This is a genomic window from Candidatus Accumulibacter sp. ACC007 (genome assembly GCF_907163205.1).
Taxonomy (GTDB): Bacteria; Pseudomonadota; Gammaproteobacteria; order Burkholderiales; family Rhodocyclaceae; genus Accumulibacter; species Accumulibacter regalis.
The window spans coordinates 2,233,493-2,256,146 of the sequence record NZ_CAJQUD010000001.1; the positions used below are offsets into that span (position 1 = coordinate 2,233,493).

At 63.6% G+C, this 22,654-nt stretch carries 20 protein-coding genes and 1 riboswitch; of the genes, 16 read left to right on the top strand and 4 right to left on the bottom strand.

Annotated elements, in window-relative coordinates; genetic code table 11:
* Positions 1-213: 213 nt before the first annotated feature.
* The 4 genes from gloA (at position 214) to QZ634_RS09815 (ending at position 3,757) form a co-directional block, all read left to right on the top strand.
* Positions 214-600, top strand: a complete 387-nt coding sequence (gene gloA, locus QZ634_RS09800; RefSeq protein ID WP_291987677.1) for a lactoylglutathione lyase — start codon at positions 214-216, stop codon at positions 598-600.
* Between the two features lie 184 nt (positions 601-784).
* Positions 785-1,297, top strand: coding sequence for an HD domain-containing protein (locus tag QZ634_RS09805; RefSeq protein ID WP_291987679.1), 513 nt, complete (start codon positions 785-787; stop codon positions 1,295-1,297).
* A gap of 38 nt (positions 1,298-1,335) precedes the next feature.
* Entirely contained in the window at positions 1,336-1,956 is a 621-nt protein-coding gene (locus QZ634_RS09810) for a LysE family translocator (protein WP_291987680.1), read from the top strand.
* A 178-nt stretch (positions 1,957-2,134) separates the two neighbouring features.
* Positions 2,135-3,757 carry an ABC-F family ATPase gene (locus tag QZ634_RS09815; RefSeq protein WP_291987682.1) on the top strand — a complete coding sequence of 541 codons (1,623 nt, stop codon included), beginning with the start codon at positions 2,135-2,137 and terminating at the stop codon, positions 3,755-3,757.
* An 88-nt stretch (positions 3,758-3,845) separates the two neighbouring features.
* Here the strand turns inward: QZ634_RS09815 and QZ634_RS09820 are convergent, their stop codons facing one another.
* Positions 3,846-4,457, bottom strand: a complete 612-nt coding sequence (locus QZ634_RS09820) for a hypothetical protein (protein WP_291987684.1) — start codon at positions 4,455-4,457, stop codon at positions 3,846-3,848.
* Between the two features lie 140 nt (positions 4,458-4,597).
* Here QZ634_RS09820 and QZ634_RS09825 point away from each other — a divergent pair, with 140 nt between their 5' ends.
* From QZ634_RS09825 to QZ634_RS09850, 6 genes are all read left to right on the top strand, one after another.
* Positions 4,598-6,481, top strand: coding sequence for a 7TM diverse intracellular signaling domain-containing protein (locus QZ634_RS09825; protein ID WP_291987686.1), 1,884 nt, complete (start codon positions 4,598-4,600; stop codon positions 6,479-6,481).
* A 141-nt stretch (positions 6,482-6,622) separates the two neighbouring features.
* Positions 6,623-7,240, top strand: a complete 618-nt coding sequence (gene thrH, locus QZ634_RS09830) for a bifunctional phosphoserine phosphatase/homoserine phosphotransferase ThrH (protein WP_291987688.1) — start codon at positions 6,623-6,625, stop codon at positions 7,238-7,240.
* 12 nt (positions 7,241-7,252) lie between these two features.
* Positions 7,253-8,125 carry a formyltetrahydrofolate deformylase gene (gene purU / locus QZ634_RS09835; protein WP_291987690.1) on the top strand — a complete coding sequence of 291 codons (873 nt, stop codon included), beginning with the start codon at positions 7,253-7,255 and terminating at the stop codon, positions 8,123-8,125.
* A 91-nt stretch (positions 8,126-8,216) separates the two neighbouring features.
* Entirely contained in the window at positions 8,217-10,169 is a 1,953-nt protein-coding gene (locus QZ634_RS09840; protein WP_291987693.1) for an ATP-binding cassette domain-containing protein, read from the top strand.
* 39 nt (positions 10,170-10,208) lie between these two features.
* Positions 10,209-10,631 (top strand): hemerythrin family protein, encoded by a 423-nt coding sequence (locus QZ634_RS09845; protein WP_291987695.1) that lies wholly within the window; start codon positions 10,209-10,211, stop codon positions 10,629-10,631.
* A gap of 237 nt (positions 10,632-10,868) precedes the next feature.
* Positions 10,869-12,623, top strand: a complete 1,755-nt coding sequence (locus tag QZ634_RS09850; RefSeq protein WP_291987697.1) for a GGDEF domain-containing protein — start codon at positions 10,869-10,871, stop codon at positions 12,621-12,623.
* Between the two features lie 17 nt (positions 12,624-12,640).
* Here QZ634_RS09850 and QZ634_RS09855 read toward each other — a convergent pair whose 3' ends face one another.
* The 3 genes from QZ634_RS09855 to QZ634_RS09865 are packed head-to-tail and all read right to left on the bottom strand — an operon-like array spanning position 12,641 to position 16,294.
* Positions 12,641-13,420 carry an ABC transporter ATP-binding protein gene (locus QZ634_RS09855; RefSeq protein WP_291987699.1) on the bottom strand — a complete coding sequence of 260 codons (780 nt, stop codon included), beginning with the start codon at positions 13,418-13,420 and terminating at the stop codon, positions 12,641-12,643.
* A 1-nt stretch (position 13,421) separates the two neighbouring features.
* Positions 13,422-14,411: an iron ABC transporter permease gene (locus tag QZ634_RS09860; RefSeq protein WP_291987701.1), complete on the bottom strand. Its 990-nt coding sequence runs from the start codon at positions 14,409-14,411 to the stop codon at positions 13,422-13,424.
* Between the two features lie 8 nt (positions 14,412-14,419).
* The gene (locus QZ634_RS09865; protein ID WP_291987703.1) at positions 14,420-16,294 is read right to left on the bottom strand and encodes a TonB-dependent receptor; all 1,875 of its coding nucleotides are present in this window, start codon (positions 16,292-16,294) and stop codon (positions 14,420-14,422) included.
* Between the two features lie 129 nt (positions 16,295-16,423).
* Positions 16,424-16,633: riboswitch (cobalamin riboswitch) on the bottom strand.
* A 155-nt stretch (positions 16,634-16,788) separates the two neighbouring features.
* Between QZ634_RS09865 and QZ634_RS09870 the strand changes: the two genes are divergently transcribed.
* From QZ634_RS09870 to napH, 6 genes are all read left to right on the top strand, one after another.
* A complete protein-coding gene (locus tag QZ634_RS09870) occupies positions 16,789-16,989 on the top strand; it encodes a hypothetical protein (protein ID WP_291902894.1) in 201 nt (66 codons plus the stop codon).
* Between the two features lie 13 nt (positions 16,990-17,002).
* Positions 17,003-17,335: a cell division protein ZapA gene (locus QZ634_RS09875; protein WP_291987705.1), complete on the top strand. Its 333-nt coding sequence runs from the start codon at positions 17,003-17,005 to the stop codon at positions 17,333-17,335.
* Between the two features lie 547 nt (positions 17,336-17,882).
* Complete coding sequence (locus tag QZ634_RS09880; protein WP_043566621.1) at positions 17,883-18,131, top strand: chaperone NapD; 249 nt, start codon at positions 17,883-17,885, stop codon at positions 18,129-18,131.
* A 7-nt stretch (positions 18,132-18,138) separates the two neighbouring features.
* Positions 18,139-20,658: a nitrate reductase catalytic subunit NapA gene (napA, locus tag QZ634_RS09885; RefSeq protein WP_291988099.1), complete on the top strand. Its 2,520-nt coding sequence runs from the start codon at positions 18,139-18,141 to the stop codon at positions 20,656-20,658.
* A gap of 101 nt (positions 20,659-20,759) precedes the next feature.
* On the top strand, positions 20,760-21,704 hold the full coding sequence (gene napG / locus QZ634_RS09890; protein WP_291987706.1) for a ferredoxin-type protein NapG: 945 nt from the start codon (positions 20,760-20,762) through the stop codon (positions 21,702-21,704).
* Entirely contained in the window at positions 21,701-22,603 is a 903-nt protein-coding gene (napH, locus tag QZ634_RS09895) for a quinol dehydrogenase ferredoxin subunit NapH (RefSeq protein ID WP_291987708.1), read from the top strand. The genes napG and napH overlap by 4 nt, the downstream gene beginning before the upstream one ends.
* Positions 22,604-22,654 lie beyond the last annotated feature (51 nt).

The window sequence follows — 22,654 nt, forward strand, 5'->3', positions numbered from 1 at the left end:
GACACCTGGAAATCTTCGCACGCCCCTCGTCAGACCGGCGCCAAAGCCAGGTGGACCACAGACCACACTTCTGGTGTATCTTTTCCGGCAGTCGCGCGCATCGCAAGTCCTGCTCTGCTCTTCCACGCAGGTTCGCGCGCCTGGAACGCCGATCGGAAGCGAAACCCAAGACAGCGCCTGACGATCGCCAGCCCAACCCGGCAAGGAAAAATCATGAGAATTCTGCACACCATGTTGCGCGTTGGCGATCTCGACCGCTCGCTGGCTTTCTATACCGAGGTCCTGGGAATGCAGCAACTGCGCCGCCAGGATTATCCGGGCGGTCGCTTCACGCTGGCTTTCGTCGGTTTCGGCCCGGAGTCGGAAGAAGCGGTCCTTGAACTGACCCATAACTGGGATACGCCGGCTTACGAACTCGGCAATGGCTTCGGCCACATCGCCATCGAAGTCGCCGACGCCTACGCCGCCTGCAAGGAGATCAAGGCGCGTGGCGGAAAAGTGGCGCGCGAAGCGGGTCCCATGAAACACGGAACGACGGTGATCGCCTTTGTCGAAGATCCCGATGGCTACAAGATCGAGCTGATCCAGAAGAAAGGCTGAGGCGGTGACTTTCCCCAACTTCTTCGCCACCGCGCCGGCCATCGTCATGCGCCTGCGGCGAATCCTCATTGAGCACGTCAGCGACCCCGGCCTGGTCGGATCGGGCTGAAGACGCCGCTGGCGGAAGACTGGTGAAACGCTACCCAGCCGCATCCTCCAAACGACTGCCCGCAAGGAAAGAACCATGCTTGACGAAGCGCGCTCCTTTGCTCTGGCTGCCCACGGCAGCCAACGCTACGGCGACCTGCCGTACTCCTTTCACCTCGACGAGGTCGTCACTCTGCTCGCCCCCTACGGCAGCCAGGCACAGGTCATCGGCTACCTCCACGATGTGGTCGAAGACACCACCGTCACCGACATCGAAATCCGCGACCGCTTCGGGCCCCTGGTCGCCGAATGCGTCTGCTTGCTGACCGACCTGTCGGGAGCCAGCCGCGCCGAGCGCAAGGCGGGGACCTACGCCCGCCTGGCCACGGTCAGCGGCGCCGCCGAACTGGCGCTGGTGGTCAAGGCCGCGGATCGCCTGGCGAACGTCAGAAGCTGCGTGCTCGACGACCGGCGTGGCCTGATGACCGTCTATCGCAACGAACACGCGAGCTTCCGGCGCTCGGCCTACCGCGAAGGCCTCTGCGACCCCCTTTGGCTGGAGCTCGATGTCTTGCTGGCCGTGACAAGCGGTGCCGTCGATCACGCCTGAGCGGCGACGCGGAGCAAGGAAAACCAGGAGAGAACGAGGTGTTCGAGATCCAGAACTACGCGAGCTTCATCGCCGCGATCGTCGTGTTCCAGCTGATTCCAGGCCCGGGAACGCTGGCTATCCTCAACGCCACGGCGCGCAGTGGCGTCGGCGCCGGTCTGGGTGCCGTCGGCGGCACGCTGCTCGGCGATCTGGTCTACATGATTGCCGCACTGGCTGGCTTGGCTGCGCTGATGAACGCCCATCCCGCCCTGTTCCAGGGCTTGCAGTGGTTCGGCGCTGCCTATCTCGGCTGGATGGGTGTGCAGCTGCTGCGCCCGCCAGTTGCCGGCGCCGACGTCGAACGTGCGCCACGCCAGAGTGGCTGGCGGTATTTTCGCCAGGCCTTCGCGGTCAGTCTGACCAACCCGAAGGTGATGCTCTTCTTCGTCGCTTTTTTTCCCCTCTTCCTGCATGCCGACGCAGCGCCGCTGACCCTCGGGGCGATGGTTGCGCACGTCACGCTGCTCAGCCTGCTCTACCAGGCCGGATTGGTGCTGATCGGCAACCGCGTGGCCCGCAAGCTTTCGGTCCTGCCCGGTGCACGCCGGCTGGCGACTCGCCTGGCCGGTGTCGCCTTGCTCGCCTTCGGCATCAAGCTGGCGCTGAACAACCGCTGACGCCGAACAGCGGGCCCGGCCAAATCGTTCAGCTCCAGCGCAGTGCTGCCCGCGCATGCCGCGGCCACACGTGCTCCCGCAAAAGGACGCCATTCAACGCGCCCGGCAGGCACGCCGTCGGTCCCTGATGTACAATATCGCCCTTTTTGCAACCCGATGATTTTCCCGAGGTTTCTTAGTGCTCGTCGCCAACAACATCACCATGCAGTTCGGGGTCAAGCCCCTTTTTGAAAACGTCTCGGTCAAGTTCGGCGAAGGCTACCGCTATGGCCTGATCGGCGCCAACGGCTCCGGCAAATCGACCTTCATGAAGATTCTCGACGGCGAACTCGAACCCACCGCCGGCAACGTCTCGAAGGACGCGCACGAACGCATGGCTTACCTGCGTCAGGATCAATTCGCCTTCGAAGAGCAGCGTGTCATCGACGTGGTGATGATGGGCCACGAGGCAATGTGGGCGTGCATGGTCGAAAAAGACGCCATCTACGCCAATCCCGAGGCGAGCGAGGAGGACTACCTGCACGCGGCCGAGCTGGAAGGCCGCTTTGCCGAATACGACGGCTACACCGCCGAGGCGCGTGCCGGTGAGCTGCTGCTCGGCGTCGGCATCCCGGCCGAGCAGCATTTTGGCCCGATGCGCGACGTCGCGCCTGGCTGGAAGCTGCGCGTCCTGTTGATTCAGGCGCTGTTCGCCAACCCGGAGATCCTGCTCCTCGACGAACCGACCAACAACCTCGACATCGCCACCATCCGCTGGCTGGAAAACGTGATCAACGACCGCGACAGCACGATGGTCATCATTTCCCACGACCGGCACTTTCTCAACCAGGTGTGCACCCACATGGCCGACCTGGACTACGGCAAGATCACCGTCTATCCGGGCAACTACGACGATTTCATGGAAGCCTCGGCGCAGGCCCGCGAGCGCCAGCAGAACGCCAACGCCAAGGCCAAGGAGCGGATTGCCGATCTGCAGAACTTCGTGCGCCGTTTTTCGGCCAACGCCTCAAAGGCCAAGCAGGCAACTTCGCGCGTCAAGCTGATCGAAAAACTCAAGCCGGAAGACGTCAAGCCGTCCTCGCGCCAGTACCCCTGGATTCGCTTCGAATACGACGAGCGCGAGAAGCTCCACCGTCAGGCGGTGGAAATCGAAAACCTGACCTTCGCCTACCCGGGAAGCGAGCAGAAGATCTTCGACAAACTGAATCTGGCACTCAACGGCGGCGATCGGCTGGCGATCGTTGGCGAGAATGGCGTGGGCAAGACAACGCTGCTCAAGCTGCTGATGGGCGAGTTGCAGCCGCAACGCGGCAGCATCAAGTGGGCCGAGAAGGCACGCCTTGGCTACTACGCCCAGGACCACGCCAGGGATTTCGACAGCGAGGTCAACCTGACCGACTGGATCGCCGGCTACGCGCGCGCCAACGCCGCCGAGGGAGACGACCTCGAGACGCTGATCCGCGGCACCCTCGGACGCCTGCTCTTCTCCGGCAACGAAGTGCGCAAGGCGGTGAAGGTGATCTCGGGTGGCGAGCAGGGACGCATGATTTTCGGCAAACTGATGCTCATGAAACCGAACGTGCTGGTCATGGACGAGCCGACCAACCACCTCGACATGGAGTCGATCGAATCGCTCAACACGGCCCTGGAGAAATTCAAGGGAACGCTGGCCTTCGTTTCCCACGACCGCGAATTCGTCTCGTCGCTGGCCACGCGCATCCTGGAGATCCGCCTCGACGGCACGCTGGTCAATTACCTCGGCACCTACGAAGAGTATCTCGACAGCCAGGGCCTTGCCTGAAGCGGCAGCGATCAGGGCGACGCGTCGGACCGGTGCAGGGCAGAAGGATCGGCGGGGCACCCGCTCCCCGGCAGGACCGTCTGCGCGATCAGTTGACCGCGCCGGTCGACGCCTTGCTTCCTTCCTTGCTCGCCGATTCCGCCGCTTGCGCCGCTTTCCTGGCTTCTCTTTCGGCGTCCTGGCGAGCCCGCTTGTCGAGCTTGGCCTGCCGCTTGGCCTGTTCGGCCGCCATTTTCTGGCGCCCCTCCTCTGCTTTTTTCGCCTTGGCGGCCAATTTCGCCTCGCGCTCGGCTAGCTTCGCCGCGTGTTCGGCGCGGTAAAGCTCTGCCCGCCCGTGGTCTTCGGCCTGACGGCTGAGACTATCGGCAGCGCGCTGCGCCTCACGCGCGTCGAGATCCTGGCGGCGCGCCGAGCGCTCGAAATCGATCGCTGGCTGGTCGAGTCGACGCGCCGCGACCCTCGCCTCGGTGTAGCGTTTCTTGGCCGCCACCAGGCAGTCGCTGACCAGAAATTTCCGGTAGCACTCGTTCTGCTCGAACAGGTAGCGCTCCTCGGCCTGGTCGCGCAGCGCGTCGGCTCGCTCGCGCTGAGCGACCGCCTCCTCGAGCGTCTGTGGCACGGGGACTGGCGCAGGCTCGTCGGCGCAGGCGCCGCCACTGATCGATATAAAGACAAGCAGCAGGCTGCCCGTAAGACGCATGCAATTCTCCTTCATTACCTTCCTCGGATCCCGGGGTAGCCGGCTCGCTCGCCTCACGGCAGCGGCGCGCCGACTGACCGACCGGCTACCCGCGTATACTACAGACGAGCCTGATATTTGGGCGTAACCGGAGCACATGCATGCGCGCTCTGCAGGCAATCATTCTGCTGCTGGCCATTCTTGCCGCGCTTGCCCCGGCGAGTGCAGACACGCAGGTTCGCCTCACTGCGCTCAGCAGCTCGGTGCCGTTGCGCCCGTTCACGGAGGTTCTAGAAGACCCGGCCGGAGAGCTCACGCTGACCGACATCGAACGGCCGGAGACGGCAACGCGATTCCGGCGGCACGCTGGCGACGGTGATCTCAATTTTGGCTATTCGCCGACGACCTACTGGCTGCGCCTGACGCTGGCGCCCGAACTCGGGGCCGCAAAGCGATGGCTGCTCGAGATCAGCTATCCCTCGCTCGACTCCGTGACGGTCTTTGTCCGCCACGGCGCCACGGTGGTACGCCAACACGCCGGCGACCAGGCGCCTTTTTCAAGCCGGCCATTTGTGCACCGCAATCTCGTCTTCCCGCTCGAACTGGTGCCCGGTAGCGAACAGCGGGTGTACCTGCGCATCGCGACCAGCGGCAGCGTCACCATCCCTCTGACCCTATGGTCCCCGGCCGCCCTGCACGCCAACGATCAACGCGTCTACAGCGTCATGGCCACCTACTTCGGGATGTTGCTGGCACTCGGTCTGTACAACCTGCTGCTCTACTTCTCGCTCCGCGAAGCCGCCTATCTGGCCTACGTCGGCGTCGTCGCCTCCATCGCCGTCGCTCAGTTGTCGATACTTGGGCTGGGCAATCAGTTCCTGTGGCCCGACTGGCCGGCGTGGGGAGACCTTGCCATCCCGATAGGCTTCTGCTCAACCGGCTTCTTTGGTGCCCTATTCACGCGACTCTTTCTCGAAACCGGGAAGGCGACCCCACGCTTCGACCGCCTGCTGGCCATACTGCAGGCCGGCTTCGTACTGGCCGCCGCGACGGCCGTCTTTTATGGCTACCGCCCGGCAGGAATGGCCACCGCGCTGCTCGGTGCAGCGTTCGCGGCAACCGCGGTTGCCACCGCCACACTTTGTGCCGTTCGTCGTCAAGCGGGCGCGCGCCTGTTCCTGGCCGCCTGGAGTTTGCTACTGGTCGGCGCGGCCCTGACCGCCCTGCGCGCACTGAACTGGTTACCGACCAATCTACTGACCGTCTTCGCCCTGCAAATCGGATCGGCGCTCGAGATTCTGTTGCTTTCCTTCGCCCTCGCCGATCGCATCAACAGCACGCGCCGTGCGCTGGCAGCGGCGCAGGCGGAAACCCTGAGCGCCCGAGAGAGCGCCGTGCAGACCTTGCGGCAGTCGGAAAGAACGCTCGAGCAACGTGTCATGCAGCGCACCCTCGAGCTGGCCGAAAGCAACGAACGCCTGCGCCACAGCGAAGCCGAGCTGCGCAAGCTCGCGCACCACGACCCGCTGACCGGACTGGCCAACCGCTCCCTGCTTTACGACGAGTTGCGACGGATCATCGCCCGCGGCAAACGCAGCGGCGACATGTTCGCGCTGCTGATGGTCGACCTTGACGGTTTCAAGTTGGTCAACGACACCCACGGGCACGCCATCGGCGACCAACTCCTCGAGACCATCGCCGCGCGCCTGCAGGAATGCGTGCGCGTCTCGGACACCGTCGCCCGCCTCGGTGGCGACGAGTTCGTGGTCGTCGTCGAAGGCGTGCTCGACGAAGAACAGGCGCTGGCCGTCGGCGCCAAGCTCATCGCCACGCTGAGCTGCCCGGCGACACTCGACAGGCAGGTGGTGCAGGTCGGCGCCAGCATCGGTGTGGCCTTGTGGCCGCAGGACTCCGACGACATCGACTCCCTGCTGCTGGCTGCCGACCGCGCCATGTACCTGGCCAAGGAAGGCGGGCGCGGACAGTGTTGCCTGGCGTCGGCGGCGGTCAGATCAGCACCCGGTCAGCAGCAAAGCGGAGAGTGAGCACCGGCGACGATCACCCGCCGGCGGTGGCGGCCCGCGTGACCGGCGAGACTGTCGGAGCGCTGCCGCGCTGCGTACCTGGCAGGGCGGATTTGGTAGAATCTCGGTTTTTTGCCAAAACCTACCCACCGGGAGCCTGCCGTGCAAATCGTCTGCCTTGACCTCGAAGGCGTACTCGTCCCCGAAATCTGGATCGAATTCGCCGCTCGCACCGGTATTCCAGAGCTTCGCCGCACCACGCGCGACGAGCCCAACTATGACAAGCTGATGAGCTACCGCCTGGCCATCCTGGCCGAGAACAAACTCGGCCTGCCGGACATCCAGAAAGTCATCGCCGAGATGGGACCGCTCGAGGGTGCGCGTGCTTTCGTAGACGGGCTGCGCGAGACCTACCAGCTGATCATCCTCTCGGATACCTTCTACGAATTTGCGCACCCGCTGATGCGCCAGCTCGGCTGGCCGACGCTGTTCTGCCACAGCCTGGAAGCCGATGCCGATGGCAAGGTGGTGCACTACCGCCTGCGCATGCCCGACCAGAAACGCGAGGCCGTGCAACGCCTGAAGGAACTCAGATTCTCGGTCGTCGCCGCCGGCGATTCGTACAACGACACGGCGATGCTCGGAGAGGCGCACGCCGGGATTCTCTTTCGCCCGCCCGCGAAAGTGATCGCGGAATTCCCGCAGTATCCGGTCACCCGGACCTTCGCCGATCTGCGTGCCGAAATTGACAAAGCCTTTGCCGCGCGCGCGGCAATCTAGGATCGCCACGGCATGCAGACGAGACGTTTCTACACGCTTTCCGGCTCCTGCCCCGACCAGGTCGGCATCATTTCGCGCATCTCGGGCTTCATCGCCCAGCACAACGGCTGGATTCTCGAATCGAGCTATCACGCCGACAACGGCAACGATGACCATGGCAGTCGCTACTTCATGCGCATGCAGGTAAAGGCCGATTCGCTGCCCTTTCATCTGGCCGAGTTCCGCGAACGCTTCGCGCCACTGGCGGCAGAGCTGTCGATGGAGTGGAAGATCAGCGACTCGGCCGTCAAGCGGCGCGTCGTGCTGATGGTCAGCAAGCAGGAGCACTGCCTTTACGACCTGCTGGCACGCTGGCAGTCGAAAGAGCTCGACATCGAGATCCCGTGCGTGATCTCGAATCACGATACCTTCAAGGCCTTCGTCGAGTGGCACGGCATCCCTTTCCACCACGTGCCGATCAGCGCCGACAACAAGATTGGCGCGCACGCCGAAATCTGTCGCATCTACGACGAGGTCAGGGGCGACACCATGGTCCTGGCCCGTTACATGCAAATTCTTCCGCCGGAGATGTGTGCCCGTTACCCGGGACAGATGATCAACATCCACCATTCGTTTCTACCCAGCTTCGTCGGCGCCCGGCCCTACCATCAGGCTTTCCAGCGCGGCGTCAAACTGATCGGCGCGACCTGCCATTACGTCACCCGCGAACTCGACCAGGGACCGATCATCGAGCAGGACGTGATCCGCATCGATCATTCGGACTCTGTCGAAGACATGGTGCGCTACGGCAAGGATATCGAAAAGGCGGTACTGGCACGCGGGCTGCGCTACCACCTCGAGGATCGCGTGCTCCTGCACGCCAACAAGACGGTGATATTCCGCTGACCGCTGCCCGCGCCCATCCCGACCATCCCGACCATCCCGACGTCTCGGCACGACCAAGGCTGCCGGACAAACACCTGGAGTTTCCTGCCGCATGATCACCCTCAAGGGCGTTACCCTGCGCCGCGGCGCCAGGGTGTTGCTTGATAACACCTCGGTGACCATCAACACCGGCGAGAGAGTCGGCCTGATCGGCCGCAATGGCGCCGGCAAATCGACGCTCTTCGCGCTGCTCGACGGCAGCCTGCACGAAGACGCTGGCGAGTTTTTCCGGCCGGCACAGTGGCGCCTCGCGCAGGTCCTGCAGGAAATGCCGGAAACCTCGCAGAGTGCCACCGACTTCGTGATCAGTGGCGACACGGCCCTGCTCGCCGCCGAGGAGGAAGTCCGCCTGGCCGAAGCGAGCGGCGACGGCGAAGAGCTGGCACACGCCTACATGGCGCTACACGACGCCGGCGCACACGATGCGCAGGCGCGCGCGCAGTCGCTGATTCTTGGTCTCGGCTTCAAGACCACCGAACTGAACAATCCGGTCGACAGCTTCTCTGGCGGCTGGCGAATGCGGCTGCAGCTGGCGCGGGCACTGATGTGTCCGTCCGACCTTCTGCTGCTCGACGAACCGACCAACCACCTCGACCTCGATGCGCTGGTGTGGCTGGAAACCTGGCTCAAGCGCTACGAAGGCACGATGCTGGTGATCAGTCACGACCGCGAGTTCCTCGACGCGATTTCGACCGTCACCCTGCATCTGGACAACGAGCAGTTGACGCGTTACGGCGGCAATTACAGCGTTTTCGAGGAAACCCGCGCCCAGCAACTCGAACTGCAGCAAAACGCCTACGCCAAGCAACAGGACAGGATTGCCCATCTGCAGAGCTTCATCAGCCGCTTCAAAGCCAAGGCCACCAAGGCCAAGCAGGCGCAAAGCCGGGTCAAGGCACTGGAAAGAATCGAACGTCTGGCCCCGGTGCTGGCCAACGCCGAGTTCAGCTTCGAGTTCAAGGAAGCCGCCAACCTGCCCAACCCGATGCTGATCATGGACGATGCCAGCTTCGGCTACCCGGCGCCGGCCGAGGCGGCCGCCGGCACGCCAGCAACGGTGATCGTCCGCCAGGTCACGCGTTCGGTGCTGGCTGGCCAGCGCATCGGCATCCTCGGCGCCAACGGACAGGGCAAATCGACGCTGGTGAAAACCATTGCCCGCGTCCTGGGCTGTACCAGCGGCACGATCAGCGAAGGAAAAGGCCTGCACATCGGCTACTTCGCGCAGCAGGAGCTGGACGTCCTGCGTCCGGACGAAACACCGCTCGAACACATGCTCCGCATGGCCAAGGAAGGTCTGGCCAACGGGCAGAGCGGCCGCGAGCAGGACCTGCGCAGCTTCCTCGGCACCTTCAATTTCAGTGGCGACATGGTCAAGCAGGCGGTCGGCACCATGAGCGGCGGCGAGAAAGCTCGTTTGGTGCTGTGCATGATCGTCTGGCAACGCCCCAACCTGCTGCTGCTCGACGAACCGACCAACCATCTCGACCTCGCCACCCGCGAAGCCCTGTCGATTGCGCTCAACGAATTCGAGGGAACGGTGATGCTGGTCAGTCACGACCGCTCGCTCCTGCGCTCGGTTTGTGACGAGTTCTGGCTGGTCAGCCGCGGTGGGGTGGCCGACTTTACCGGCGATCTCGATGACTACCAGCGCTACCTTCTCGACGAGGCGAAGCGCAACCGGGAAAGTCTCAAGGAGTCGCTGAAGAGCGCCAAAGATCCGCTCAAACCGGCAGAATCGGTCGTCGCCACGGCCGCCCGGAAAGCGCCCGGCAAGCTGAAAGGACTGGCTCGCGACCTGGGCCGGGTCGAACAGGCGCTACTCGATCTGCAAAAAGAACAGCACTCTCTGGAGAGCCGCTTGTCGAACCCGCTGCCCGCCGCTGATCTGGCGACACTGGGAGGACGAATGGGCGAGATCGCCGAGGAACTGGCAAAACTGGAAGAGCGCTGGCTGACGCTCTCCGAGCAGATCGATTCGGCCCGCCAGCCGACAATTTCGTGACACGCCTGGCCCACCCCTACGGAGCAAATGGAGCGGCAAATGAACTATGAGTTGGTGGAGTGGTCCCCGAAGATACTGGTCGGCTTGCCCAACATCGATGCGCAGCATCGGCAATTGTTCGACCTTGCAGCAACCTTCACTGGCGATGGTGACCAGATCCGCGTGCTGAAATCGCTGGCCATGCTCACCGAGTACGTCAAGGTTCATTTGCGTGAAGAAGAGCAGATGATGGCCGCTTGCCAATACCCTGGCCTCGAGGCGCATCGGCAGCTGCACACGGAATTCCGGCGCATGCTGTTCAAGCTGCTGGAGAACGCCAAGCAGATGACCCTCGACGAGATTGCCGACGAGGTGAAATTCCTGATCAACGGCTGGTTCTACAACCACATCCTGGTCGCCGACTTCGACTACGTGCCGAGCGTCAAAGCGGCTGCCACGCCAAGGCCAATGCCAGCATCTTGACGAGGGGTGCTCGCTGCGGGTCTCCCTCGCGCCGCCAGGAAACCGCTTGACGACCGGCGTTGCCAACCGCCGTGACATCCGTCACGCGGGCCCGCGCGGCCTTCGCCTAGCATTCGCTCTAGCCAGTGCTCAGGCGTGCGGGCCCTTACAGCCTGTGCCCCTGTTAACGATGAAGTGCGGCGCAGCGCGGCGGCTTTTCTGGCGCGCTTTTCACCGAGTCGCTCACCGCGAGAGTCCATGAAGTTCCTGCAAATCCTTTCCCTGCGGCAGATGCTCACCCTGCCGTACGTGGTGCTGGTGCTGTTGCTGGCAGGCGCCATCGGCGGCCTGTCATACTCGACAGGGCGGGTCGCCGTCGACACCCTGTCCAATCAGTTGCTGTCGGAGATGGTGTACCGCATCGCCCAGGCCGCCGAGCGGCACGTCTTCGGTGCCAGCGCGGTGCTAGAAACGGCGTTTCCCGCCGGCGTGGCCGCGCCGGAAAACATCAACGACGACCTCGACAACCTGCGCACTCGCTTCTGGCTGGCCACCTCGGTGCATCGCGACCCCAACAATTACGCCTACTACGGCGATCGTACCGGGCGCTTTTTCGGACTCTGGCGGCATTCGGAAAGCGACGCCGAATTGCGCCTGCGAACCGTTGGCGACGGCCCGCGAACGATCTATTACTTTTCCGGGATTGCTGGCGAACTGACCAATCCCGTTCGCGAAACGCGCATCTTCGAGCCCCGCGAACGCCCGTGGTTCAAGTCCGGCGAGAGTTCGACGGCACATACCTGGACCTCGGTGTACATTGACTTCAAGACCGAGGAACTGGTCGCCACCCGCGCCCGGCGAGTCAGCAACGCTCGGGGGGAGTTTCAGGGCGTCGTCGCTACCGACCTGTCGCTGCAGGGAGTCAACGATTTTCTGCGCTCGTTGAGACTGAGCGCCAACGGCATCGCTTACGTGGTCGAAACCGACGGCCAGCTGATCGGTACCTCACGCGGCCCGCACCTGCGCAAGGACGCCGCCGGAGACAAGGTGCGACTCAAGGTGCAGGATAGCGACGATCCACTGGTCGCCGCCAGTTATCGCGAGATCCGCAAGCTGCTGCACCCTTCCGCGGGAGCCCCGCACCCGCAAACGGCGGTGTTTGAAAGCGCCGACGGCGAGGCAGTCGAGGCTGCCTATGCACGCATCCAGGACGCCGCCGGACTGGACTGGATCATCGTCGTCGCCGTACCACGCAGCGACTTCCTGTTTGGGGTGACCGAGAACTTCAAGCGCACGGTGGCGCTAGCCTTGCTGGCCTCGCTGATGACCATCTTGATCGGCTTCATGGTCCTCTCGGTCGTCGCCCGCGACCTCAAACAGCTCGCCGTGGCCGCCCGCAAGGTCGGCAACGGTGACCTGAACGCGGCCTTCGACGTCACGCGCAGCGACGAGATCGGCGACCTGGCGAAAAGCTTCAGGAACATGCAGAGCAAACTGCTCAGCGACCGCTTGACCGGGCTGGCCAACCGCGAAGCGTTCCTGCGCCGCGTCGATGAGCGCCTGGCACAGCAACGCGAACTCTCTGACCCGCGCCCTTTCGCCATCCTTTTCATCGACCTCAACGATTTCAAGAACATCAACGACAGCTTCGGCCACGACGTCGGCGACAAGGTGCTGCAGGAAATGGCGCAGCGCATGCTTACCGGACTGCGCAGCCGCGATCTGGTTGCACGCTACGCCGGCGACGAGTTCGTGGTCATGCTCGACGCGGTCAACAACCGGCACGACGCCGAGAGTGCGCGCACCAACATCGAGCAGTTGCTCGGCACGCCATTGTTGTCGATCGATCCGGCCGCGTCGGACGCCAACACCGGCGCCTCGATCGGCCTGGCCATGTACCCCGACGACGGACAGGATGTCGAATCGCTGGTGCAATACTCCGACGCCGACATGTACCGGCGGAAACAAGCCCTGCAGAGCGATCGCGACGGACCGTCGACGCCGAGCACCTGAGTGCTTGCCGGTAGTCGCTACGCGGGCATGAACCAGCGCAGCTGGCCAGCATCCACTTCGCGCAGCGGATAGCCGTACAGCCGGCTCAAGGAGTCGCTGCCGATCACCTCGTCGCTGCTTCCCTGCAGCGTCGTGCCGTCGTCGAAGAGCAGTAGCGCCCGCGAGCAGAACCGCGCCGCCAGCCCGGGTTCGTGGAGAACCATTACGGTGGCCATCCGCTGGTCGCGATTGAGCGCGGCAAACAGCTCGAGGGTGGCGATCTGGTGGTTCAGATCAAGGTGCGCAAGCGGCTCGTCGAGCAGGTAGAGCTGCGGTGCCTGCGTCAGCAAGGTGGCAATGGCCAGCCTTTGCCGCTCGCCACCGGAAAGCGTCTGCACGTCGCGTTGCGCGAATTCGGCCAGGCCGACCGCGGCCAGCGCCTGACGGGCTTTTCGGGCATCCGCTTCGGACTCCCAGTCCCAGCGATCAAGGTGGGGATGGCGTCCGACCAGTGCCGTTTCGAGGACCGTCGAGGAGAACGCCTCGCTGCGGCTCTGCGGCAACCAGCCCCGAATGCGGGCGCTACGCCGCGCGCCGAGTTGGGCGTAGCTGCTCCCGGCGAGGCACACCTCGCCCGCTTCCGGCGCGCGCAAACCGGCCAGCACCGAGAGCAGGGTCGACTTCCCGGCACCGTTGCGGCCGAGAATGGCCAGCGACTCACCCGGTCGCACGCTCAGCGCCAGATCGCGACAGAAAGTGCGGCCAGCGATGCCGACGCGAAGGCCTCGGGTGGACAGCAGGGGCTGAGGGTGATCCATCTCAGCCGCGCCCGGCCGCGCCGCGCGTCAGCAGGAAGAGAAAAACGGGCACGCCGATCAGCGCGGTGAGCACGCCGACGGGCAATTGCTGTGGCGCCAGAATGGTCCGTGCCAGGGTGTCGGCGATCACCAGCAGGCTACCGCCAGCGAGCACCGAGGCCGGCAACAACAGGCGCTGGTCGTTGCCGGTCGCCAGGCGGACGAGGTGCGGCACGATCAGGCCGATGAAACCAATCGCCCCGGCATGGGTGACCGCCGCGGCAGTGGCCAGCGAGGCGACCAGATAGACGCCACGGCGCAAGGGGCGGACGGCGACACCGAGCGCCTGCGCGACGTCGGCGCCGCGTGCCAGGAGATTGAGTTCGCGGGCGAACGGCAGCGAAACAAGGAGCACCGCGACGAGCAGGATCAGCACCAGTTGCGGGTCGCCGGTCTGCGAGAGATCGCCCATCAACCAGAACAGCATTCCCCGCAAACGATCGTCGGGGGCCATGGCCAACATCAAGGTGACCACGGCGCCGCAGCCGGCGGCAACGATCACCCCGGTCAGCAACAGCCGTGAGTGCGTCCAGCCACCCTCGCCATGGGCCAGGCCGAAAACCAGCAGCATGGCGCCGAGGGCACCCGCGAAAGCCAGCCCGTTGACCCCGGCAACGCCGAGTCCGAGGACGATGGCCAGCAGCGCGCCAATACCCGCCCCACCCGAAATGCCCAGCACATACGGATCGGCGAGCGGGTTGCGCAACAGCACCTGCAGCAGGGCTCCGGCCAGTGCCAGCAAGCCACCGCAGGCGAAACCGGTCAAGGCGCGCGGCAGGCGCAGGCTGCGTACCACCTCGCCGGTGACGCCACCATTGCCGTCAAGCAGCGTCGCCAGGACATCGAGCGGACCAATCGCGATGCTCCCCACCATCAGCGCCAGCACAATGCTCAGCTGCGACAGCCCGACGAGGGCTGCGAGAATCAGCAAGGCACGGCGGCGGGTGGGCACGCAGCGTCCTACTTCGGCGCGTAACGGACACCGACGAAGACGTTCGCCCCGGCGGTGGCGTAGTTGTCGATCGTCTCGTAGTACTTGTCGAAGATGTTGTTGGCCCGGGCAAACAGCGTCCAGTCGCGCTGCAGGCGGTAGTCCGCATAGAGGTTGACCAGGCCGTAGCCACCGAGGAGCTTGGTATTGGCCGGGTCATCGTAGCGGTTGCCGACCAGCTGCCACTCGCCGCGCAGGTCCCAGTCGCCGAGCTTTCGACTGATGTAGCTGCTCATCTGCTGGTCGGAGCGGCGGGCCAGTCGATTGCCGTTGTTGGGTCCGTCTTCGTCATTGCGCGGATCGAGAAAATCGACGACGACGCCCACCCCCCATTCCGAAAAGCGGCCGTCGTAGGTCAGTGTCGCGCCGCGCAGCAAGGCTTTGCTGACGTTGACCGGTGCGTAGGTCGGTGGCCTAAACTCGATCAGGTCGGTGACGTCGTTGTTGTACACGACGATTGAGGCACGATGATCGCCGCGCTCCCAATTGGCCCCCAACTCGATGTTCTTCGCCTGCTCCGGCTTCAGGTCGGGATTGCCCCCGGTAAAGAAATTGCCGGCCGGGAAATACAGTTCGTTGAACGTCGGCGCCCGAAAGGCCGTCCCATATGACACGTGCCCTCGCCAGTCGGGAGCGAACTGATAGCCGTAGGAAGCGGAACCGGTCGTTTCGGCGCCGAACTGGGAATTGTCGTCACGACGCAGGTTGAACTGCAAGCGGTGCTTCTCGATACTGGCATTCCAGCCGCCCAGCAGCGAGCGAATCGTGCGTTCGCTCACTGTGTAGTCGGTACTGCCGGACACTTTTTGTTTGGTGTATTCGGCGGCCAGCAGCGCTTCCCCGACGGGCAGCACGATATCGTTCTGCCACGACGCCAGATCCGCGTCGGTACGTATGGTGTACTCCCTGACGTTACCGGCGTAGCCCTTGCTGGCATCGGTACTGGTGCCGACACGCAGCGTACTCGTCCACGCCTGATTGATGCGGTTGCGCGAGTACAGCGAATACGATTCCACCAACTGATCGGCGGTGAAGTTCTGCCCGGCACCGCGAGCACCGAAGTCGTTTGAGTCATAGCGGTTGGTACCGTCGCTGGCCAGCAGATTGACGCCGATTTCCTGACCAGCCGCGGGGCGAACGGAGAAGTTCGCACTCAGATTGCTGTTGCGATAGCCATCGTCGTCCGGGTTGTAGTAGATGTTGGCCTTGTCGTGAATGGCGTTGAAACCGCCAGTGTCCAGATAACCCGCCTGGACACTGTAGGAAACCAGATCGGTCCCGCCCGAAATGCCGACGGTGGTGTCGGTGGTTCCGTAGGTGCCATACCCCGTACTCGCGTTGAGTCGCGCCGGACCCTCGCCCTTGCGCGTGAAAATCTGAATGACACCGCCAATCGCGTCGGCACCGTACAGCGACGAAGCCGGACCGCGCAGGATCTCGATGCGATCGATCTGGTCCAGCGGGATACGCGCCAGCGCAGCACTTCCGGTCGTCGCCGAGCTGATTCGCTGCCCGTCGATCAGAACGATCGACTGATTGCTGCTCGCGCCGCGGATGAACACGCCGCTGTTCGTGCCCGGGCCGCCGTTGGCGGTGTACTGAACGCCGGGTTGGCGCGACAGCAGCTGCTCGAGTGTGGATTGGCCGGCCTGATCGATTTCTTCACGGGTGATGACCGACACGTCGCTGGTCAACTCGTTGGCGCGCGTTGCCTGTCGGGTCGCGGTGACAACGATCGGATCGAGCTGCTGGTCGGCGGCGTTGGCCGCGATCGGAAAATGCGCCCCGCATAGCGTGGCCAATGCCGCGGCAAAACCTGCGCGCGGCGTCCTTTGATTCATCATGGGTTTCTCCCTGCTTCCGGCGAGCGTCCCCGCGAACCGGCGAGCAAACAAATATCAAATGCACGAGGGAGAAAACGACGAGGCGGGCGGCACGGCCGAGCGTTTCGTGTCCGCTTCCCCGCGGCACTTCCGTCAAATGTGTGCGAAGGCCGGTATCCGGGCTCGCGAGTCTTGATGTGTCGCCTTCCCAGGCTCTCGCCCAGTGGCATTTCGACACACCCGCACTCACTTACCGTTGCGGGGGCAGCTCAGGCCTGGTGTTCTGAAGAACACGCACCTGCTTCCCGTTTAACCGCTGCAGAGAATCTGCGTTGCGGCACCTTGCACGATGTCTTTCGCCGACCAAGGCCGACGAAAGCGCGGATTATAGCGCGCCCGGCATCGGACGGAACGCCCATGCCGCAGAAAGCGGTCAGCGGTCAGCGAGCAAGGCGCCGCCGGGAAGCAAGCTGCGCGCCTTGACCAAGGATAGCTCTTGAATCTATAGTCTGGCCATGCTGAATGAACTAGACACGCTCGAGAGCAAGATTGGCCAGGTGGTCGCGCTCTGTCAACGCCTGCGCGCCGAGAATGACCAGCTCCGCGAGCAGCTCGCTGTCGCCGAAGGGGACAGACAACGCCTCGCCGAGCGCATGGGCACTGCGTCCACCCGGCTTGAGCAACTTGCCCTGCAACTCCCCGAAGCCAAAGCCTGAGAGTTCTTTCCCGATGCCCAACGAAACCAATTTTCTGGATATCACCCTGCTTGGCAAGGAGTACCGTGTCGCCTGCCCGCCCGAGGAGCGTGCCGCACTGCTCAACGCCGCAGCCTACGTCGACGGCAAGATGCGCGACATCGCCGAGAAGACCAAGAGCAATCTCGCCGAGCGCATCGCGGTCATGGCAGCGCTGAACATTGCCCACGAGTACCTCTGCGCGAATCAGGACGCGCCGGCAAAAGATCAGAAAATTGAATCCGAAATAACGCTGGACAGCGACGCCTTTAGGCGTAGAATTTGCCACATGGAGACGGAACTTGAAGCGGTTCTAAAGCCCGACTGAGTGGTTCCGAAGACTCCGAGAGAGTTCCCTGCGGTGTTTGTTAAGGTCATAGATTCCTTGAACCAATGCAAATTGGCATTGGTTGCAGACCATAGAAACCGCTGTTGTGTGTGCCCCTCAAGTCGGGTATACCTGATGCGGAAGGGATGTGACCTATCTGAACCCAGGTTCAGGATGCCGGCCTGACGGCACTTGCGGGGACAAAATTAAAAAGCGCGGAACCTTCGGTCCCGCGCTTTTTTTGCGTCGCATCGCGTCGTCCTGTGCGTCGTTTCCCGGCGCGCGGGCGCTGCTGTGACGCAGCGGCCACGATGGCAGGCTGCCGTTCTGTCGCGCTCGTCCCGCCCGCGGCAAACCACCCACCGACACCTCCAGCGCTGGCGCTCGCCGCCTGCAGTCAGCCAGATTCCCTCCGCGCTTGACCTGCATCAAGCAAAAGGCCGCATGGCGCGCTTAGAGTACTTCCCTGGTGCACGCTGTCTGATTCAGTGTCCGGCCGCAGTGGCGACACGACAAGTCAGCTTGCCAACAGGGGAGCCTCGATCTGATGAATATTTCCAGTCTGCTGGTCAATGCCCGCCCCGAAGTACAGCAGCGGGTACAGGACGGTCTGCTGCTCCTGGGCGGCGTTGAAGTCCATGCAGCGAGCAAGGATGGCCAACTTATCGTGACCATCGAAGCGGACAGCGACCGCGCTGCGGCGGACATGTTCACCACCATCAGCCAGCAGCCAGGCGTGCTCTCCGCATCATTGGTCTACAGCCAGTTTGAACCCGATCCTGATGAGGAAGTATGAGATGAAAGTGACCTTGACTCGCCGTGATTTTATCAAGAGCAATGCCGTTGCCGCCGCCGCCACCGCGGCGGGCATCAGCATTCCCGGCATCACCCAGGCGGCACCCGCGAAGTCCGATGGCGTGCGCTGGGACAAGGGCGCCTGCCGCTACTGCGGAACGGGCTGCGGCGTGCTGGTGGGAACCAAGGGGGGGCGCATCGTCGCCACCCAGGGCGACCCGGACGCGCCGGTCAACCGAGGGCTCAACTGCATCAAGGGTTACTTCCTGTCCAAGGTCCAGTACGGCAAGGATCGCCTGACCACGCCCCTGCTGCGCATGAAGGACGGCAAGTTCGACAAGAACGGCGAGTTCGCGCCGATATCCTGGGATCAGGCCTACGACATCATGGCCGAGAAATGCAAGGCTGCGCTCAAGAAAGGCGGCCCGCGCAACATTGCCATGTTCGGCTCCGGCCAATGGACGGTGTGGGAAGGGTATGCCGCCGCCAAACTGATGAAGGCCGGCTTGCTGAGCAACAACATCGATCCGAATGCCCGTCACTGCATGGCGTCGGCCGTCGCCGGGTTCATGCGCACCTTCGGCATCGACGAACCAATGGGCTGCTACGACGACCTCGAACACGCCGATACCTTCGTGCTGTGGGGTTCGAACATGGCCGAAATGCACCCGATTCTGTGGTCGCGACTCACCGATCGGCGGCTGACGGGCAAGGGCGTCAAGGTGCACGTACTTTCGACTTTCAGCCACCGTTCAACCGAGTTGGCCGACAACGAGTTGATTTTCAAGCCACAGAGCGATCTGGCCATCCTCAACTACATCTGCAACTACATCATCCAGAACAACGCGGTGAATGAGGCATTCGTCGCCCGCAACGTCAACTTCAAGAAAGGCGTCACCGATATCGGCTATGGCCTGCGGCCAAATCATCCGCTCGAGAAGGTGGCGATGAACAACGGCTATCCGGGCGAAGACGGCAAGCCCAAGGGCAACCCCGGCGGCACCAGCGACATCACCTTTGACGAGTTCAAGGCCTTTGTCGCCGAGTACACGCTCGACAAGACGCACGAGATCTCCGGGGTACCGAAAGAAAATCTCGAAGCGCTGGCCAAGGCCTATGCCGACCCGAACGCCAAGGTCACCTCGTTCTGGACGATGGGCTTCAACCAGCACACGCGCGGCACCTGGGCCAACAACATGATCTACAACGTGCACCTGCTGGTGGGCAAGATTTCCGAGCCCGGCAACAGCCCGTTCTCGCTGACCGGTCAGCCTTCGGCCTGCGGCACGGCCCGCGAAGTGGGCACCTTCGCCCACCGTCTGCCGGCCGACATGGTGGTCAACAACCCGAAGCATCGGGAGATCAGCGAAAAACTGTGGAAATTGCCGGCCGGCACGATCCCGGACTGGATAGGCGCACACGCCGTGTTGCAGAGCCGTCTGCTCAAGGACGGCAAGATCAATTTCTACTGGACGACGACGACCAACAACATGCAGGCCGGGCCGAACATCAATGATGAAATCTTCCCGGGCTGGCGCAACCCCGACAATTTCATCGTCGTCTCCGACTGCTACCCGACCGTTTCGGCGATGTCCGGCGACCTGATCCTGCCGTCGGCGATGTGGATGGAGAAGGAAGGCGCTTTCGGCAACGCCGAGCGGCGCACGCAATTCTGGCGCCAACAGGTCAAGGCGCCGGGGGAGGCGCGCTCGGATCTTCTGCAGTACATCGAGTTCTCGAAGCGTTTCACGACCGACGAGGTGTGGCCGGCCGACCTGCTCGCCAAGAACCCCGAGTACAAGGGCAAGACGCTCTACGAGGTGCTCTTCGCCAACGGCCAGGTCGACAAGTTCCCGACCAGCCAGACCTACAAGGGCTTCGACAACGACGAAGCAAAGGCTTGCGGCTTCTACCTGCAGAAAGGCCTGTTCGAGGAGTACGCCGCCTTTGGTCGCGGCCACGCCCACGACCTGGCAGAGTTCGACACCTATCACAAGGCGCGTGGCCTGCGCTGGCCGGTGGTTGACGGCAAGGAAACGCTGTGGCGCTTCCGCGAAGGTTACGACCCTTACGTCAAGGCAGGCGAAGGCGTGAAGTTCTACGGCAAGCCCGACGGCAAGGCGGTTATTTTTGCGCTGCCGTACCAGCCGGCCGCCGAAATGCCCGACCAGGAGTACGACCTCTGGCTATGCACCGGGCGCGTTCTCGAACACTGGCATACCGGTTCGATGACGCGGCGCGTCCCGGAGTTGTACAAGGCCATGCCCGACGCCTGGATCTACATGCACCCGGACGATGCCAAGAAGCGCGGCCTGCAACGCGGCGACGTCGTCAAGACGGTTACCCGGCGCGGCGAGATCGCGTTGCGCGTCGAAACGCGTGGCCGTAACAAGCCACCGGCCGGCCTGGTGTTCGTGCCCTTCTTCGACGAACATCGACTGGTCAACAAGCTGACGCTCGACGCCACCTGTCCGATCTCCAAGGAAACCGACTTCAAGAAGTGCGCGTGCAAGGTGGTCAAAGCCTGATAGACACGCGAACGCAGGACAATCAGGGAGAGCCAGGGCGGGCAGAACATCGCCCGCCTCATGGCCGCTGAGCACCTGCCCGGTTTCTGGCGACACCATAAATGCCCACGGCAAATAAAGACCGCAGCCCCGCGCCCGCGCGCGCGGCCAACACTCAATCGTTGGCCCGCCGCCAGTTCGTCTTCGATTCAGCGCGGCTGCTTTGCGGCGTCGGCGTGCTCGGGCTGGGTCTGGCAAGCTATGCCAAGCAGGCCAGGGCCAGACCACCACTGGCCGTCCGCCCGCCCGGCGCCACCGCCGAAGACGACTTTCTCGGCGCCTGCATTCGCTGCGGCATGTGCGTGCGCGACTGCCCCTACAATATCCTCGAACTGGCCAGACCGGAATCGCCGATTGCCACGGGCACGCCGTATTTCACCGCGCGCAGCGGGCCCTGCGAGATGTGCGAAGACATCCCCTGCGTCAAGGCCTGCCCGACAGGAGCCCTCGACCACAGCCTGACCGACATCAACCAGTCGCGAATGGGCCTCGCCGTTCTCTCCGACCAGGAGACCTGTCTCAACTTCCTCGGCCTGCGCTGTGACGTCTGCTACCGCGTCTGTCCGGTCATCGACAAGGCGATTACGCTCGAGGTCCGGCCGAACACGCGTACCGGCCGGCACGCGATGTTCATTCCGACGGTGCACTCCGAGCATTGCACCGGCTGCGGCAAATGCGAAAGCGCCTGCGTCACCGAAGAGGCATCGATCAGGGTGCTGCCGGCCAAACTGGTGAAAGGCTCGCTCGGCGAGCATTACCGCCTTGGCTGGGAAGAGAAGAGCAAGGCCGGCGGGCATTCCCTGGTCGAGGACCGGGAACTGGTCGATTTGCCCGATCGCCTGCCCGAAGGCGTCCATCTCGAAGGCCACTTCGATCCCGGTAGCGACCCCTTGCCGGCAGGAGTTCCGGCTGGCGGCCCGGCGGTTCCCAGCCTGCCGCCCGGCCTCGGCGGTCCCGCGGCACCGGGCAGCGGTTTGAACAAGCTGCCTGCCGAGGCCCCACGATGAACAGCAAGCGGGCCGGTGCCGAAGCGGTTGCCAGCAAAGGCTGGATCGCCGCCCACCGCTGGCTGCTGGCTCGCCGCCTTTGCCAGTTGGCGATCCTGGCACTGTTCCTGCTCGGCCCGCTGGCCGCCGTGTGGATCGTCAAGGGGAATCTGGCGTATAGCCTGACGCTCGACAGCCTGCCGCTGACTGACCCGTACGTGCTGCTGCAGTCGCTATTTGCCGGAAACTGGCCCGAGAAACTCGCGCTGACGGGTGCGCTGATCGTTATCGTCTTCTACTTCCTGGTTGGCGGCCGCGTCTATTGCGCCTGGGTCTGCCCGATCAATCCGCTCACCGACCTCGCCGGCTGGCTGCGCCGCCGACTGGGGATAAAGGGCAGCGCACACGTTTCGCGCAGCAGCCGCTACTGGATCCTGGCGATGACCTTGCTCCTTGCTTCCCTGACCGGCAGCATCGCCTGGGAACTGGTCAATCCGGTATCGATGCTGCACCGCGGACTGCTCTTCGGGCTGGGCGCCACGTGGGTTGTCGTGCTGGCGGTCTTTCTCTTCGATCTGTTCGTGATGAGCCGCGGCTGGTGCGGCCACCTTTGCCCGGTCGGCGCCTTCTACAGCCTGCTCGGCAAGGGGAGTCCGCTACGCGTTACCGCCAGCAAGCGGGCGGCGTGCAACGACTGCATGGACTGCTTCGAAGTGTGCCCGGAACCGCAGGTCATCCGCCCGGCACTGAAGGGTGCGGGCAAGGGTATCGGCCCGGTCATTCTGGCCAGCAACTGCACCAACTGCGGACGCTGTATCGATGTCTGCTCCAAAGATGTTTTCACTTTCGGCCTGCGCTTCAACAACCCACCGGACAACGGCACGCAGGGCGAACCAACAGCAGCGACCAGCGGCCACTGAAGTACTCGAGCAAAAGCAGAAATCCTTTTTTTGACGTGGAGGGAACGCCAA